Source organism: Flexivirga meconopsidis, assembly GCF_026162425.1.
Lineage (GTDB): Bacteria > Actinomycetota > Actinomycetes > Actinomycetales > Dermatophilaceae > Flexivirga > Flexivirga meconopsidis.
This window is the reverse complement of record NZ_JAOBQJ010000001.1, coordinates 442,462-456,696: the sequence shown is the minus strand read 5'-3', so window position 1 is coordinate 456,696 and position 14,235 is coordinate 442,462. Positions and strand designations below refer to the sequence as shown.

The following is a 14,235-nucleotide window of genomic DNA, read 5'->3' as shown; positions in this document are numbered from 1 at the left end:
GGCGAAAACGGCCGGCCCCGTGGGGTAGGGCCGGCCGTTCCCATCCGAAGCTGTCCGCCGACGTCAGTTGACGTTGACGGCGCTCCAGGCCTTGCCGACCGCGGTGTATTGCGCGGAAGTCGCGCCATACAGGTCCTTGGCGGCGTTGAGGGTGGCGGTGCGGGCACCGGCGTAGTTGGTGCTGCTGGTCATGTAGACCGTCAACGCGCGGTACCAGATCTGCTGCGCATCGGCCCGGCCAATACCGGCCACCGTGCTGCCGTCACAAGTCGGGGAGTTGTGCGCGACACCGTTGATCGTCTTGGCACCCGACCCCTCGGCCAGCAAGTAGTAGAAGTGGTTACCCACCCCGGAGGAGTAGTGCACGTTGAGGTTGCCCACACCCGAGCTCCAGCAACCCACGCTCTTGCCATCCGCGGCCGGGTTGTCCATCCGCCGCAGGCCCTGACCGGTCTTGTCGAACATCTCCCCGATCAGGTAGTCACCGGTGTCCTTGGCATTGGCCGAGAAGAACTCCACCATCGTGCCGAAGATGTCACTGGTCGACTCGTTCAACCCGCCGGACTCCCCGCTGTAGGTCAGGTTCGCCGAGTTCTCCGTCACCCCGTGACTCATCTCGTGGCCGGCCACGTCCAGCGACGTCAGCGGCCCGTAGTTGGCGCCGTCACCGTCGCCATACGTCATCTTCGTGCCGTCCCAGAACGCATTCACATAGTTCTGCCCGTAGTGCACCCGGTTGAACGACCCCTTGCCGGTGTTGAAGATGCCGTTCCGGCCGAAGTTGGTCTTGTAGTAATCCCACGTCTCGTCCGTGCCGAACTGCGCGTCCACACCCGCAGACTCCCGACTCGACGTGCTGCCATTGCCGAAACTCGTGTCCGGACCGGCGAAGACCGGACCGGTCGCGCAGCTCGAACCGGTGATCTGACAGACGAACGAGTCGGTCTGGTTATTGACGTCGATCGTGTAGGTGTTGCCGCGCGTCGGGTCCTTCATCTCGTATGACGAGCCGTTCTGCGTCAACTGGAGCGGCACCGTCCCGCCATACAACGAATTCCCCTCGCCGCCAACGGTCATGATGCGCTCCTCGGAGCGGATCTGCTTGCCGCTCTTGGCATCGGTGTAGACCAGCCTGCGACTGGGCGTGCCGTCGGATTGGGTGCCGGCCACGGTGGTCTCCCAGGCGAGGCGCGGCGCGCCCTTGGCGGCATCGACGACGAGTCGCGAATTACCCTGCGCACCCTTGGTTTTCGGAGCCGGTGCCGAGCTCTTGGTGTCGATGGTGAGCGGCTTGGTGAGCGTCCGGGAGATGGTGACCTGGCCCGCGGCGGTCTGATGGATGACCATGTCCCCACCGATGACTGGCAGGCCCCGGTAGCTCTGCTGGGCACGCACATGGGTGGTGCCGTTGCTGTCGGTGAGCGCCGACTTCTTGTCCAGCTTCTGGTCCGCCGACAGGCCGTAGCGCGCGTGGTCGTTGCGGACCGCGCCGAGAGCCCGGTCGACCTTGGGCGACGCGACCGAGAGTGCGCTGGTCGAGCGCACCCGCTCGCTGCCGGTCGCAGCATTCGCGGAGCCGGCGACCGCCGTGGCTGCGGTGACGGCGCAGACCGCGGTGAGTGCGTAGAAGCGTTGACGGGGAGTTGCCATTGGAATCGTGTTCCCTTCTCATGGACCCTCGGGATGGCCGAGGTTCCTAGAGATGCTGTCGGCAGCGACGTAAGCCCGGGGTGATGAACCGGTAAAGGTTTCGTCAGATTTCGGACAGTAAACGTTCAGCTGCGAGCCGGGTTCACTGCAGGAGTCCGCGGATGTCGTCCGGGGTGATCGCGCCGCCGAGCGCCCCACCGCCGTCCACCACCTGCTCGAAGAGCGCTCGCTTGCGCTGCTGCAACGCGACAACCTTTTCTTCGATCGTGCCGGCGCTGACCAGCCGGTAGACCATGACCGGCTTGTCCTGCCCGATGCGGTGTGCGCGATCGATCGCTTGCGCCTCGGTCGCGGGATTCCACCACGGGTCCAGCACGAAGACGTAGTCCGCCTCGGTCAGTGTGAGACCGACGCCGCCGGCCTTCAGCGAGATCAGGAAGGCCGCCTGATCGCCCTGCTTGAAGTCGTCGATCACCTTTTGCCGGCTGCGAGTGCGACCGTCCAGGTATGACGAGGTCAGCCCCGCTTGGGTCAGCGCGTCGCGAGCGAGAGACAGGTAGGAGGTGAACTGGCTGAAAACCAGCGCTCGGTGTCCCTCCTGCGCCAGCTCGACGAGTTGCTCGACCAGGACGGCGAGTTTCGCCGAAATCTCGGGCGCCGCGGTCTCGGGATCGACCAGCCTGGGATCGAGAGCGAGTTGGCGCAGCCGGGTCAGCGACGCCAGGATCTCGACGCGGTTGGCGTCTGGGTCGTCCAGCAGGCCGAGGATGCGCTGCCGCTCGCGCTGCAGCTGCCGGTCATAGGTCTGCCGGTGCCTCGGCGTGAGCGTCACCGACAGGGTTTGCTCCTGCTTCGGCGGCAGGTCCGAGGCGACCTGGTCCTTGGTGCGGCGCAGCATCAGCGGCCGGATGCGCTGCCGCAGCTGATCGAGCAGCTCGGGCGCCTCTCCGCGCTCGATCGGTTTGCGGTAGCGCTGGGTGAAGGCGTCGGGCCGGGGATAAAGGCCCGGTGCGGCGAGCGCGAGCATCGACCAGAGATCCATCAGGGAGTTCTCCAGCGGGGTGCCGGTGATCGCCAGGGTGAACGGCGCGCCAACCCGTTTGGCCGCCTGGAAGGTCTTGGACTGGTGGTTCTTGACCGACTGCGCTTCGTCGAGCACCAAGCCGTTCCAGTCGGTTTCGGCGAATTGCTCGTCGTCCAGCCGCAGCACCGCGTATGACGTGACGACCACTTCGGCGCCGGCGATCGCCTCCGCAACGGTGGTGCCGCGCCGCTTGCTGGTCTCGGCGAGCGCGACCACCCGCAGGTCGGGCGCGAACCGGCCCGCCTCGCTGACCCACGTGCCGACGACCGAGCTGGGCGCCACGACCAGCACCGGGACGGCCAGCTCACCTTCTTCTCGCGCACGTGCGAGGAGCGCGAGAGTCTGCAAGGTCTTGCCGAGCCCCATGTCGTCGGCGAGCACCCCGCCGAGGGCACAATCCCAGAGCGCGGCGAGCCAGGTGAATCCGTCCAGCTGATAGGGCCGCAGCGTCGCCTTGAGGCCGTCCGGCACGGTCGGCCGAGTGAACTCGTCGAGCCCACGGATGCGCTCGATCTGTTGCGCCCATCGGCTGCTCTGCTGGTCGACGACGCCGATCGACTCGAGCTCCTCCCAGAGCCCGACCTGAAACCTGTTGATCGATAGGCCTTCTCGCTGCTTGTCGGACAGTTCTTTCGCTTCGGCGATCAGCCGCTCCAACTGGTGCAACTCTGGGTGGTCGAGGGTGAACCAGGTGCCGGAGTCGAGCAACATCGCCTCGTCACCGCGCGCGAGCGCCGCGAAAAGCGGTGCGAACGGGACGTCTTCGCCGTCGATCGTCACCGTCACGTGCAGGTCGAGCCAGTCGTTGTCCTCAGAGTCGGCGGCGCCGATGTTGATCTGCGGTGTGCTGGTCGACTCCTCGAAGACGGGCAGCTCTCCGTCCACGACCAGGTCGATGTCGTCGAGCTCGGCGAACGCGTCGAGCCGCTCGGCGAAGCGCACGGCGCGCCAGCCCGACAGCCGCACCCGCTCCACCGGCCACCAGCCGAGGCCGCCGATTGCGTGCAACAGGCCGGCGTCGTGCAGCTTCGACTCCAGCCGCTGCACCAGCTCGTGCTCGGCCTTCCGATCACGGGTGCGGTCATAGAGATCGGGGGTGACCGCTTTGAGGTGCCTCCCGGCATACAGCATCTGGGTGGTGACCTCGATGCTCTGCGGCTCGGGCGAGGTCACGGTCAGTCGCAGCCGCAACGGCACCGGCTCGGTGTCGGCGTCCACGACGGCATGCAGGCGGCGCGCCAGCCGCGGCAGGTAGAGGTCGATGAACTCGTCCGCGTCCTGCGCCGGCACCTCGACCGGACCGTCCAGCAGCATGGCGAGCGCCGGTCCGGTGATCAGCCGATCGGTGCCGGCGAGGGTCAGGCTCTGGTCGTAGCCGCGCAGCACGACCCCATGCGGCGGTTCGCCGACGAGCAGCAGCTCGCCGTCGTCATCGGGCAGACCGACGACGTCGGCCCGGCCGACCACCGAACCGTCCTGTTGGCGTTGGAAATCGGCGGCGACGCGCACCGGGTCCGGGACGAGGGTCACCCCATACTCACCGTTGTATGACGGGAGCAACTCCACCCCCGCATCCGCAACCTCGTGCAGGGCACCCCAGACCGCCGGCCCGCACTCATCGAGGAAAAGGTTGGCACCGGAGTAGAACACCGCGTGCGCCGAACCGCGGGCGAGCCGGTGGATCCGCGAAAGTGCTTGTGCCTGCTCGACATTGAAGCGTGAATTGAACCGATTGGCGGCTACGTCGTCCCACGAGGTCTGTTTGGACCAACGGCCCGCCTTGGTGAAATGACTGGGGCTCATGAAGATCCGCGTCGCCGGCCGGCCGTGCTGCAACTCTCGCGAGGTGCCGATGCGCAGCCCGAGCCGCACCCCGTCGTCGGCGGCTGCGCGCTGCTCGCTGTCGTCGAGTTGCTGCTGCACGAAGCGACGCCAGGCCGGGATCGGGTCGGCCCGCCCGCCGACGGCGTCGCGGGCGGTGAGCAGCGTGGCGGCGACGTGTTTGCACTCGGTGGCCACCGGGCAGGAGCAGCGCGACGTCCAGTCGGGGTCGCCGCCGATGTCGTCCAGCCGGGTGATCATCACCGTGTAGGGCCGATCGCGGCTGCCGTCGACGGTCGAGAGCAACAACCGGCCGCGGTCGCCGGTGTTGATCGTCAGCACCCGCTCGGAGTCGACGTAGACCAGCGCGCGCTCGTAGGACAGCTCCCCCACGTGCTGCACGATCTGGGCGTCGGTGACCTGGCGCACCCAGTCGGCGCCGCGCACCTCGAAGTCCGGGCTGTGGCTCACCACTCGACGGTAGCCCGAGCCACCGACATGCCGCGGAAGTTGTTCACAGCAGCTGACGGAAGTTGGTCGAGGCGAGGTCGAGCAGCTCGTCACCCCGGCCGGACAGCACGGTGCGGATCGCGTAGAGGGTGAACCCGCGCGCCTGTTCGAGGGTGACCGCGGGCGGCATCGACAGCTCCTGCCGGTTGGTCCGCACCGAGACGAGGGCCGGGCCGTCATACGCGAGTGCGTCACGCAGCGCCGGCTCGAGCTGGCTTGAGCTGTCGACCCGAAAACCCTTGATACCAATGGCATCCGCGACCGCGGCGAAGTCCGGGTTTTGCAGGTCGGTGCCGTAGGTCACGAAGCCGGCGGCCTTCATCTCCAACTCGACGAAGTTGAGCGAGGAATTGTCGAAGACCACGATCTTGACCGGCAGGCGGTTCTGCACCAGCGTGACCAGCTCACCCATGAGCATGGTCAGGCCGCCGTCGCCGGCCAGCGCGATGATCTGCCGATTGCGGTATGCCGCCTGGCCCCCGATCGCCTGGGGCAGCGCGTTGGCCATGCTGCCGTGCACGAAGGAGCCGAGCATCCGGCGGGTGCCGTTCATCGTGAGGTAGCGCGCGGCCCAGACCACCGGCGACCCGACGTCGGGGATGAACACCGCGTCGTCGGCCGCCAGCCGGTCGAGGGTGCGCGCAACGTACTGCGGGTGCAGCGGCTTACCCTCCGGCGCGGTCGTCGCGAGCTCGTCCAGCTTGGCGCGGGTCTTGCGGTAGTGGTCGCGCGCGTCGCGCAGGTGCTTGTCGTCGGTGCGCGGAGCGAGCCGGGCCGCGAGCGCGGGCACGGTCTCCTTGACGGTGCCGACCAGTCCGACGTCGACCGGGTGCCGCCGGCCGAGTTGCTCACCGCGCACGTCGACCTGCACGTACTTCGCGTTCGCGGGCAGGAACTGCTGGTAGGGAAAGTCGGTGCCGAGCATGAGCACCGCATCGGAGCCGGCCATCGCGCGATAGCCCGACGCGAAGCCGAGGAGCCCCGTCATACCGACGTCGTAGGGGTTGTTCCACTCGAGGTGTTCCTTGCCGCGCAGCGCGTGCACGATCGGCGCGTTGAGCTTGCCCGCCAGCGCGATCACTTCGTCGTGCGCGCCCGCGGTGCCGGCGCCGGCCAGGATCGTGATGCGCTGCGCGCCGTTCAGCAGCTGCGCGGCAGCCTCGAGCTCGTCCTCGGACGGCAGCACGGCGGACCGGGTCGGGCGGATGCGGACCACGCGATCGCTTTTGGCCTCGGCGAGCGCGACATCGCCGGGTATGACCAGCACCGCCACGCCGCGCTTCTCGATCGCGGTGCGGGTCGCGATCTCCAGCAGCCGCGGCATCTGCGACGGATCGGCGACGTATTCGGCGTAGACCGAGCACTCGCGGAACAGCTCCTGCGGGTGGGTCTCCTGGAAGTAGCCGGAGCCGATCTCGGCGGTGGGGATGTGGGCGGCGATCGCGAGCACCGGGACGCGGCTGCGGTTTGCGTCATACAGGCCGTTGATGAGGTGCAGGTTGCCGGGACCGCAACTGCCCGCGCACACCGCGAGGTCGCCGGTGAGTTCGGCGTCGGCCGCGGCCGCGAACGCCGCCGCCTCCTCGTGCCGGACGTGCACCCAGGTGATGTCGCCCTGCTTGCGCAACGCGTCGGTGAAACCGTTGAGCGAGTCGCCGGGCAGCCCGTAGACCCGGCGGATGCCGTTCGCGTGGAGGTTCTGCACCAGGTTCTCGGCGACCGTTGCCATCGGCGGCTCCTTCGGGGCGGTATGACGGTGCGACCGCACCATCGCGGCCTTCCCCCAGGTATAACCCAGCGGGCGGCGTGATGTGCGTCGCACCCGATGCCTGATCGTGACCTGCGTCCCGAACACGGTCGCTATCTTGGACAGCAAGGGGGCATCATGAGTGCAACTTTCGGACTCACTGCTGGGCGCACCGGGATCACCGGCACGGCCGTTGCCTGGCGGCCCGCGGTGGCCGGTCTCGTCGCGCAGCTCGCTGCGGCTGGGGACCTGCACTTCACCGAGGTCGTCGCGGAGAACATCCACCTGCCCGCGGTCGATCCGCGTCTTGAGTCACTGGCCGCCGGTGGCACGGTCGTGGTGCCGCACGGGGTGTCGCTCGGCCTGGCCGACGCGGCGCGCCCCGATGCCGCCCGGCTGCGCCGACTAGCAGATCTGGCAACGCATTTCGGATCCCCACTGGTGAGTGAGCACGTGGCTTTCGTGCGCGCCTGCGACACGCCGGACGCGATGCACGGGGACGTGCTGGAGGCGGGGCACCTGCTGCCGCCGCCACGCACGCGAGACAGTCTCGCGGTGCTCGCGGACAACATTCGCATCGCGGGCGAACAGTTGCCGGTCCCGCTCGCGGTCGAGAACATCGCAGCCGTCATGTCGTGGCCGGAGGACGAGCTGTCGGAGCCCGAATTTCTCACTGAACTCACCGAACTCACCGATGTTGGGATCGTCCTCGACGTCGCCAATCTCTATGCCAGCGCGATCGCTCGCGGCACCGACCCGCACGCCGATCTGCACCGTTTCCCGCTGCACCGGATCGCCTATGTGCATGTCGCGGGCGGGCGGTGGGAGTCCGGCTTCTATCTCGACACGCACGCCGATCCGGTGCTTCGCGCGGTCGCCGACCTGCTCACCGACCTGCTGGAGACCGTCGCGCCGGCGTCGCCGGGCGTGCTGTTGGAACGCGACGAGCACCTCTCGATCGAGGCCGTGCGCGCCGACCTCGCCGTCGTGAACGGAGCGTTCGTATGACGATGATCGCGCACGAACTCGACGTCGCCCGAGGGCAACTCGCGGCCCGGCAGGCCTCGGTGGTCGCGGACTTGTTGGCGGGACGGCCACCTGCGGGTTTCGATCCTGTTGCGGCGGAGCTCACGTCGCGGATCCTGGTGCGCAAGCGGGCGTCGGCTGCGTCATACGCCTGCCCGGAGGTGGCGCTGCTGCCCGGCTGGCGCGGCTTGTTCACCGAATATGCCTGGCAATGCGTCGAACACGGCTGCGCGCACGATGACGTCGTGGCGTTTCGGCGGTGGCTGGTTGCCCGACCGGTCACGCCCGAGATCGGCGCATGGTTGCGGCTCGCGGAGGTCTACGCCGGTGAGCGGCGCAGTTGCGTTGCGATCCGAAACGGCTTCTGGTCGTTGCACATCGGCGTTGGGAAGAGCGTCTGGCACGTGAAACTCACGCGAGCGCCCGGCTCGCGACTCGGGAGGGGAGAACGCTCATGATCATTGCGATCATCGTCATCGTCGCCGTCGTCATCGGCGGCGGCTACCTGATCCGCAACAGCGGAGCCGACGCCGGCCGACGCAAGCGGGTGAAGCGGTCGGGCACCGGCGGCGGCGCTGGCGCGGGCGTCTACGGCTACGACGGTGGGTCGTCCGACGGCGGCTCGCACCACGGCGGCGGCTCTCATCACAGTTGCAGCTCAAGCAGTTGCGGCGGGTCCAGCGGCTGCGGTGGGGGCAGCAGCTGCGGCGGAGGCGGCTGCGGCTCGAGCTGAGGCACCGTCACTGTTGGCCGGCAAAGCGGTGGCGTGCGCGCCGGGTGGGCCACCGGCCGGTCGCAGGTTCCGGTCGGTCGCAGGTTCCGGCCGGTCGCAGACGCCGCCACGGGTCAGTCGTAGGTGCCGGCTTACCCGCAGATCCAGCGGCTGCCGGTGCCGGGTTACGCGGCCGCGTGGGCATGCCCGGGCATGCGGCCTTCGGTGAGGTCCCAGGTCACGCCAGTGTTGGTGACAGCCGCGGTGTAGCCGTGGCGGTGGACTTCTTGGTGGTGTCGGCAGCACAACATGGCGGAGTTGGTCAGGCTGGTGGTGCCGCCGGCCCACCACGGCGTCACGTGGTGAACCTCGCAGAAACCAGGTGGTCGGTCGCACCCGGGGAAGGTGCACCCACCATCGCGTATGAGCACGGCCGCTCGTAACCCCTTGGTCACTAAGCGTTCTCGCCTACCCACGTCCAACGGTTGACTCGGCCCACCCAACACTGCGGGGATCAGCTCCGCATCACACGCGGCCCGCCGGACCGCTCCCGCATCGAGCACCTCACCGGTGGGGGTGGTCGCCCCACCGAGCCCCTCGGTCAACGACTTCAGGTTCATCGTCAGCAGGATTGTCGCCGCGGACCCGACCGGCGCCGACTCACCGGCAGCGACTTTCGCGCCCGCGGCCACCAACTCGATCAACGCATCCGCACGGCGTTTGCCCGGGGTGCGGTCATCCCGCACGGTCTTGCTGGTGTCGCTCCCGCCGGGCTCGCCCGCACTGGTCGTGTCGCCGGGTTCGGCGGGAGTGGACCCGTCGGTCCCGCCCGGACTGGCGGGTCGAGGCGCGCACCCAGCAGCGATCGCGGCCTTCAGCACCGCCGCATTCGCCGGCGCCAACTCCGCCACCAACCGCGTCATCCCGGTCGCGGTCGTACCCCAGGTCAGCGTTTCGACGGCTTCGAGTTTCGCGTCCTGCGCCGACAACGCCTCCGATGCGTAGGTCGCCAGGATCTTCCGGGTCAACGCCTGCACACCCTTGACCCCGAGCAACGGGTCGAGTTGCAGGAACCACGACAGCACTTCACCCCGGTCCGCGAACGGCACCACGGGCGCGACCTTGTCCGCATGGGTCAACGCGCCCCGCGCCGTCGACACCGTGCACAACCCTCGTGCGACTGCTGCCGCGATCACCGCGTTCTTCGGTTCCCGGCACGCCTCCGCCACCACCGCGATCGTCTTCGCCTCCACCGGTTCGACCGGCACCCCAGCAGCCGTGGCGTGCCGGCATACCCATTGGGTGGTGTTCGCCGCCGTCGAGCCCGCGACCGTGCCCCGGTCGACCGCATCCGCGGTGACCACCGCGGCAACCTGAGCCGACCGCCCGTGCAGCCGCAACAACACTTGCGTCAACGACTCCAGTTGCGCGTCGCCGAGCTGATGGACGACGTCCGGCACCTCGTCCAGCAACGCCGCAAGCTCCCGCACCCGCTCCAGCACGACCGGTCCACGACCCGGCTCAACCGGCACCCGAACACCATCCTCAGGCACGTCCGGACAATCCGGCAGCGGCAGGGCACGATCGAGAGACATATGCTCGAATCTCCTTCCGCCGCAGTGGTTTTCGTCGTGGTGATCATCATAACGTCGACCACCGACAACCGGCAGGGATTCGAACGTATTTCTACGCCTGGATCGGCCAGTTCCCGCGTGCGCTCAGCAACAACCCCACCGGGCGGATCATGCGTCGAGGCGGCCCGCATTGCTCCACCCGAGCGTGTCGGCCCAAGTCCTCCACCCCACCCCGCACGACCGAGAGATTTGAAACTCGGCGCCCAGAGACACGGCGCCCAGGGACACATTGCCGGCTCCGCTCCGGACTTCCGACCCATGCCGACGCCGAACACCGACAGCCCGCGGTGCGACGCGACCCGCGCTACCCCCGCCGACGAGAGCGCAGCACACTCATTGCGGCACCTTCTCCAGCTCCGCAAGCCACGCCTTAGCGTTGCCGTCACCCGGCGCCCGCCAGTCACCGCGCGGGGACAACGATCCACCGGCAACCACCTTCGGACCGTTCGGCATCGCCGACCGCTTGAACTGACTGAAACCGAAGAACCGTTTGATGAATACTTCGAGCCACGAACGGATTTCGGCCAGGTCGTAGGCGACGTGTTCATCGTCGGGATAGCCCGGCGGCCACTCGCCCGCGCCCGCGTCACTCCACGCGTGCTCCGCCAGGAAGGCGATCTTGCTGGGTCGCATTCCGTAGCGCAGCGTGTGGAAGAGGTTGAAGTCCTGGAGGGCGTAGGGCCCGATGCTGGCCTCGGTCGACTGCGGCTTCTCGTCCTCGCCGGCCGGCACCAGCTCGGGGCTGATCTCGGCGTCGAGGATGGTCTGGAGTGTCGAGGACGCCTCGGCCGGGAAGAGCTTCGAGGCGATCACCCACCGGATCAGGTGCTGGATCATCGTCTTCGGGATGCCGGAGTTGACGCCGTAGTGCGACATCTGGTCACCGACGCCATAGGTGTTCCAGCCGAGTGCGATCTCGGACAGGTCACCGGTGCCGAGCACGATGCCGCCGTCCTTGTTCGCGATCCGGAAGAGGTAGTCGTAGCGCAGGCCGGCCTGGACGTTTTCGAAGGTCACGTCGTAGACCGGCTCCCCATCACCCGCGGGGTGCCCCATGTCCTTCAGCATCTGGGTCGCGGCAGGCCGAATGTCCAACTCGTGGAACGTGACTCCCATGTCGGCGGCCAGTTTGGTGGCCGCCGACTTGCTCGCATCGCCGGTGGCGAAACCCGGCATCGTGTAGGCCAGGATGTCGGTGCGTGGCCGGTCCAGCTCGTCCATCGCACGGGCTGCCACCAGCAGGGCGTGGGTCGAGTCGAGGCCGCCGGAGAGCCCGAGCACGATCTTGGGCTGGCCGATCGCCCGCAGCCGCTGCTTCAGTGCGGACACTTGGATGTTGTAGGCCTCGTAGCAGTCCTGGGCCAGGTGCTCGGGATCGTCCGGGACGAACGGGAAGCGGTCGACCTTGCGCATCAGCCCGATGTCGGTGCGCGGCGGGTCCAGCGTGAAACTGACTGTGCGGAAATGGGTTTCGCTGGCAAACGTGCGCTCGTTGTCCGCGATCGACCCGTCCCGCAGGCGCTCCTGGCGGATCCGGTCGAGGTCGACGTCGACCGTCGTGCGCTGCGCGGTGTCGGGGAAGCGCTCGGTCTGGCCGAGCAGACCGCCGCACTCGTAGACCATCGTCATACCGTCCCAGGACAGGTCGGTGGTCGACTCGCCCTGACCCGCCGCCGAATAAACGTATGCCGCAAGGCATCTCGCACTCTGTGCCTGCGCCAGCAGGTGGCGGTCGGCGGCGCGGCCGACGGTGATGGGGCTGCCGGAGATATTCACCAGCACGGCCGCACCGGCCAGCGCAGCCAGTGACGATGGTGGGATCGGCACCCACATGTCCTCGCAGATCTCGGCGTGCACGGTCAGATCGGGCAGGTCATCGGCCTGGAAGATCAGGTCCGGACCGAACGGAATCTCGTTGCCACCCAAGGTGATCGACTCACCATGCTGGTCGTCGCCCGGAGCGAAGTAGCGCTTGTCGTAGAACTCCCGGTAGTTGGGCAGGTAGCTCTTCGGTGCGACGCCGATGACCTCGCCACCGTGGATCGCAACGGCACAGTTGTAGAGCCGCAGACCCTTGCGCAGCGGGGCACCGACGATCACCAACGGCAGCAGATCCGTTGTGGCCCGGGCAATCTCGGCGATCCCGGCTTCCACCGCGTCCAGCACCGGGTCCTGCAACACCAGATCGTCGATCGCGTAGCCGGTCAGACTCATCTCGGGGAAGACCGCGAGCGCAACCGCATCCTGGTGGCACTCCCGGACCTGGCTGACGATCGTGGCTGCATTGCTCGCCGGGTCGGCGATCGCCGTCGGGATCGTGCACGCCGCGATGCGTGCGAACCCCTGGTCGTAGGCCGAGTGGAAGTTCATGCCGCCATACTGTCAGCACGGCGCTCCGCCCGGTGAGGGTCTAACCCTTGACCGCCTTGACCACGGCCTCGTCGAAGGCTGGAAGGTCATCCGGGTTGCGGCTGGTGATCAGGTTGCCGTCGACGACGACCTGCTCGTCGACCCAGTCGCCGCCCGCGTTGCGGATGTCGGTCTGCAGGCTCGGCCAGGAGGTGAGCCGCTTGCCGCGCAACACGTCGGCTTCGATCAGCGTCCAGGGCGCGTGGCAGATGGCCGCCACGGGCTTGCCGGAGTCGACGAACGTCTTGACGAAGGAGACCGCGTCCTTGTCGGTGCGCAATGCGTCGGGGTTGGCGACGCCACCAGGCAGGACGAGCGCTGCGAAGTCGTCGACGGAAGCGTCCTTGACCTGCTGGTCGACCTGTTGGGTGGTGGATTTGTCGAGGTGGTCGAAAGTTTGCACCTCACCGGATTCGGGGCTGAGCAGCACCGGCTCGAAGCCGGCGTCCTGCACCGCCTTCCACGGCTCGGTGAGCTCGACGCGCTCGATGCCTTCGCCTGCGGTCAGAAATGCGATCTTCTTGCTGTCGGCCATGATGAATCCCTGCCTTCTCGCAATCGGGGCGGGCGCCGCACACGCGGCCTCGTCAGTCCACGTATAACGCGTAAAGGCGGCCCGCGTCGAGTCAGATCCCTTGGGATCGCAGCAAATTCACCCTTTCGAATGATGGAACGGACCTATTCGGAAGCATCCGTGCACAAGCCGTCGGCAATCTTGCCCATCACCCTGCGCAACGCAGCCTGATCGGCGGCAGTCAACCGGTCGAAGATCAACTCGCGGACCCGTTCGACGTGACCGGGCGCGGCCTCGACCAGAGCCTCCTGCCCGTCGTCGGTGAGGACCGCAAGGGTGACGCGCCCGTCCTGCGGGTCCGGCTCCCGTCGTACCAGACCCCGCTGCTCGAGCCGGCGCATCAGGTGCGACAGCCGGGACTGCTCGGAGTTGGCGAAACTGGCGAGCTCACCCATGCGCATGCTGCGACCCGGGCGGTCGGCCAGGCCGACGAGCACGTAGTACTCCAGGAAGCTCAGACCGGAGTCAGACTGCAGCTGGCGCCCCAGCGCGCCGGGCAACGTGGCGAGCACGAGGTGGAGGGAGCGCCAGGTCTGCCGCTCCTGCGAGCTGAGCCAACGCGGCCGGTCCGGCAGAGAGTCGGGCATAACAACAGCATACGTTTCGTTTGAAGATTCATATATCATCACTTGAACACTCATACGATTGGACGGAGAAACTACGTGAACATCGCAGTGTGGATCGTCAGCGGACTGCTCGCGGCGGTCTTCCTGGCCGCCGGAGCGTCGAAACTGCCGGTGACGAAGGAGAAGCTGGCGACCGACCCGAAGCTCGCCTGGGCTGCCGGCAAGCCGGCCGGGCTGGTGCGCTTCATCGGTGCCGCCGAGGTCGCCGGAGCGCTCGGTCTGATTCTGCCCGGCGCGTTCGACGTCGCCACCTGGCTGGTGCCCGTGGCAGCGGTCGGGCTCGCTCTGATCATGGTGGGCGCCGCCATCACCCACGCCCAGCGCAAGGAATGGCCCAACGTCGCGGTCAACGTGGTGCTGTTCGCGATGGCGGTCTTCGTGGCGATCGAACGGTTCGGGCCGCAGAGCTTTTGACCCACCGTCATATCCCCGCTTGCGCCCC

General features: G+C 67.8%; 11 protein-coding genes. 4 read left to right on the top strand and 7 right to left on the bottom strand.

What is annotated here, in order from left to right; translation table 11 throughout:
• Positions 1-63: 63 nt before the first annotated feature.
• From N2M23_RS02215 to poxB, 3 genes are all read right to left on the bottom strand, one after another.
• Positions 64-1,650 carry a M4 family metallopeptidase gene (locus N2M23_RS02215; RefSeq protein WP_265442959.1) on the bottom strand — a complete coding sequence of 529 codons (1,587 nt, stop codon included), beginning with the start codon at positions 1,648-1,650 and terminating at the stop codon, positions 64-66.
• 142 nt (positions 1,651-1,792) lie between these two features.
• Positions 1,793-5,026: a DEAD/DEAH box helicase gene (locus tag N2M23_RS02210; RefSeq protein WP_265442957.1), complete on the bottom strand. Its 3,234-nt coding sequence runs from the start codon at positions 5,024-5,026 to the stop codon at positions 1,793-1,795.
• A 43-nt stretch (positions 5,027-5,069) separates the two neighbouring features.
• A complete protein-coding gene (gene poxB, locus N2M23_RS02205) occupies positions 5,070-6,794 on the bottom strand; it encodes a ubiquinone-dependent pyruvate dehydrogenase (RefSeq protein WP_265442956.1) in 1,725 nt (574 codons plus the stop codon).
• Between the two features lie 156 nt (positions 6,795-6,950).
• On the opposite strand from poxB, the gene N2M23_RS02200 reads away from it, so the two are divergent.
• The 3 genes from N2M23_RS02200 to N2M23_RS02190 are packed head-to-tail and all read left to right on the top strand — an operon-like array spanning position 6,951 to position 8,571.
• Positions 6,951-7,820 (top strand): multinuclear nonheme iron-dependent oxidase, encoded by an 870-nt coding sequence (locus N2M23_RS02200; RefSeq protein ID WP_265442954.1) that lies wholly within the window; start codon positions 6,951-6,953, stop codon positions 7,818-7,820.
• Positions 7,817-8,296 carry an SCO6045 C-terminal-like domain-containing protein gene (locus tag N2M23_RS02195; RefSeq protein ID WP_265442952.1) on the top strand — a complete coding sequence of 160 codons (480 nt, stop codon included), beginning with the start codon at positions 7,817-7,819 and terminating at the stop codon, positions 8,294-8,296. The genes N2M23_RS02200 and N2M23_RS02195 overlap by 4 nt, the downstream gene beginning before the upstream one ends.
• Positions 8,293-8,571 (top strand): hypothetical protein, encoded by a 279-nt coding sequence (locus tag N2M23_RS02190; RefSeq protein ID WP_265442951.1) that lies wholly within the window; start codon positions 8,293-8,295, stop codon positions 8,569-8,571. Before N2M23_RS02195 ends, N2M23_RS02190 begins: the two co-directional genes overlap by 4 nt.
• A gap of 164 nt (positions 8,572-8,735) precedes the next feature.
• Here the strand turns inward: N2M23_RS02190 and N2M23_RS02185 are convergent, their stop codons facing one another.
• From N2M23_RS02185 to N2M23_RS02170, 4 genes are all read right to left on the bottom strand, one after another.
• Entirely contained in the window at positions 8,736-10,145 is a 1,410-nt protein-coding gene (locus tag N2M23_RS02185; protein WP_265442950.1) for an HNH endonuclease signature motif containing protein, read from the bottom strand.
• A gap of 372 nt (positions 10,146-10,517) precedes the next feature.
• Positions 10,518-12,554, bottom strand: a complete 2,037-nt coding sequence (locus N2M23_RS02180) for an NAD(+) synthase (RefSeq protein ID WP_265442949.1) — start codon at positions 12,552-12,554, stop codon at positions 10,518-10,520.
• 40 nt (positions 12,555-12,594) lie between these two features.
• The gene (locus N2M23_RS02175) at positions 12,595-13,128 is read right to left on the bottom strand and encodes a type 1 glutamine amidotransferase domain-containing protein (protein WP_265442948.1); all 534 of its coding nucleotides are present in this window, start codon (positions 13,126-13,128) and stop codon (positions 12,595-12,597) included.
• A 143-nt stretch (positions 13,129-13,271) separates the two neighbouring features.
• The gene (locus N2M23_RS02170; RefSeq protein WP_265442947.1) at positions 13,272-13,754 is read right to left on the bottom strand and encodes a MarR family winged helix-turn-helix transcriptional regulator; all 483 of its coding nucleotides are present in this window, start codon (positions 13,752-13,754) and stop codon (positions 13,272-13,274) included.
• A gap of 75 nt (positions 13,755-13,829) precedes the next feature.
• Between N2M23_RS02170 and N2M23_RS02165 the strand changes: the two genes are divergently transcribed.
• Positions 13,830-14,207 (top strand): DoxX family protein, encoded by a 378-nt coding sequence (locus tag N2M23_RS02165; RefSeq protein ID WP_265442946.1) that lies wholly within the window; start codon positions 13,830-13,832, stop codon positions 14,205-14,207.
• The last annotated feature ends 28 nt before the right edge of the window (positions 14,208-14,235 follow it).

Bases quoted from the DNA above. Each gene is read 5' to 3' on its own strand.
- N2M23_RS02215 (WP_265442959.1), bottom strand. From the start codon at position 1,650: ATGGCAACTCCCCGTCAACGCTTCTACGCACTCACCGCGGTCTGCGCC.
- poxB (WP_265442956.1), bottom strand. From the start codon at position 6,794: ATGGCAACGGTCGCCGAGAACCTGGTGCAGAACCTCCACGCGAACGGC.
- N2M23_RS02200 (WP_265442954.1), top strand. From the start codon at position 6,951: ATGAGTGCAACTTTCGGACTCACTGCTGGGCGCACCGGGATCACCGGC.
- N2M23_RS02195 (WP_265442952.1), top strand. From the start codon at position 7,817: ATGACGATGATCGCGCACGAACTCGACGTCGCCCGAGGGCAACTCGCG.
- N2M23_RS02190 (WP_265442951.1), top strand. From the start codon at position 8,293: ATGATCATTGCGATCATCGTCATCGTCGCCGTCGTCATCGGCGGCGGC.
- N2M23_RS02185 (WP_265442950.1), bottom strand. From the start codon at position 10,145: ATGTCTCTCGATCGTGCCCTGCCGCTGCCGGATTGTCCGGACGTGCCT.
- N2M23_RS02180 (WP_265442949.1), bottom strand. From the start codon at position 12,554: ATGAACTTCCACTCGGCCTACGACCAGGGGTTCGCACGCATCGCGGCG.
- N2M23_RS02175 (WP_265442948.1), bottom strand. From the start codon at position 13,128: ATGGCCGACAGCAAGAAGATCGCATTTCTGACCGCAGGCGAAGGCATC.
- N2M23_RS02170 (WP_265442947.1), bottom strand. From the start codon at position 13,754: ATGCCCGACTCTCTGCCGGACCGGCCGCGTTGGCTCAGCTCGCAGGAG.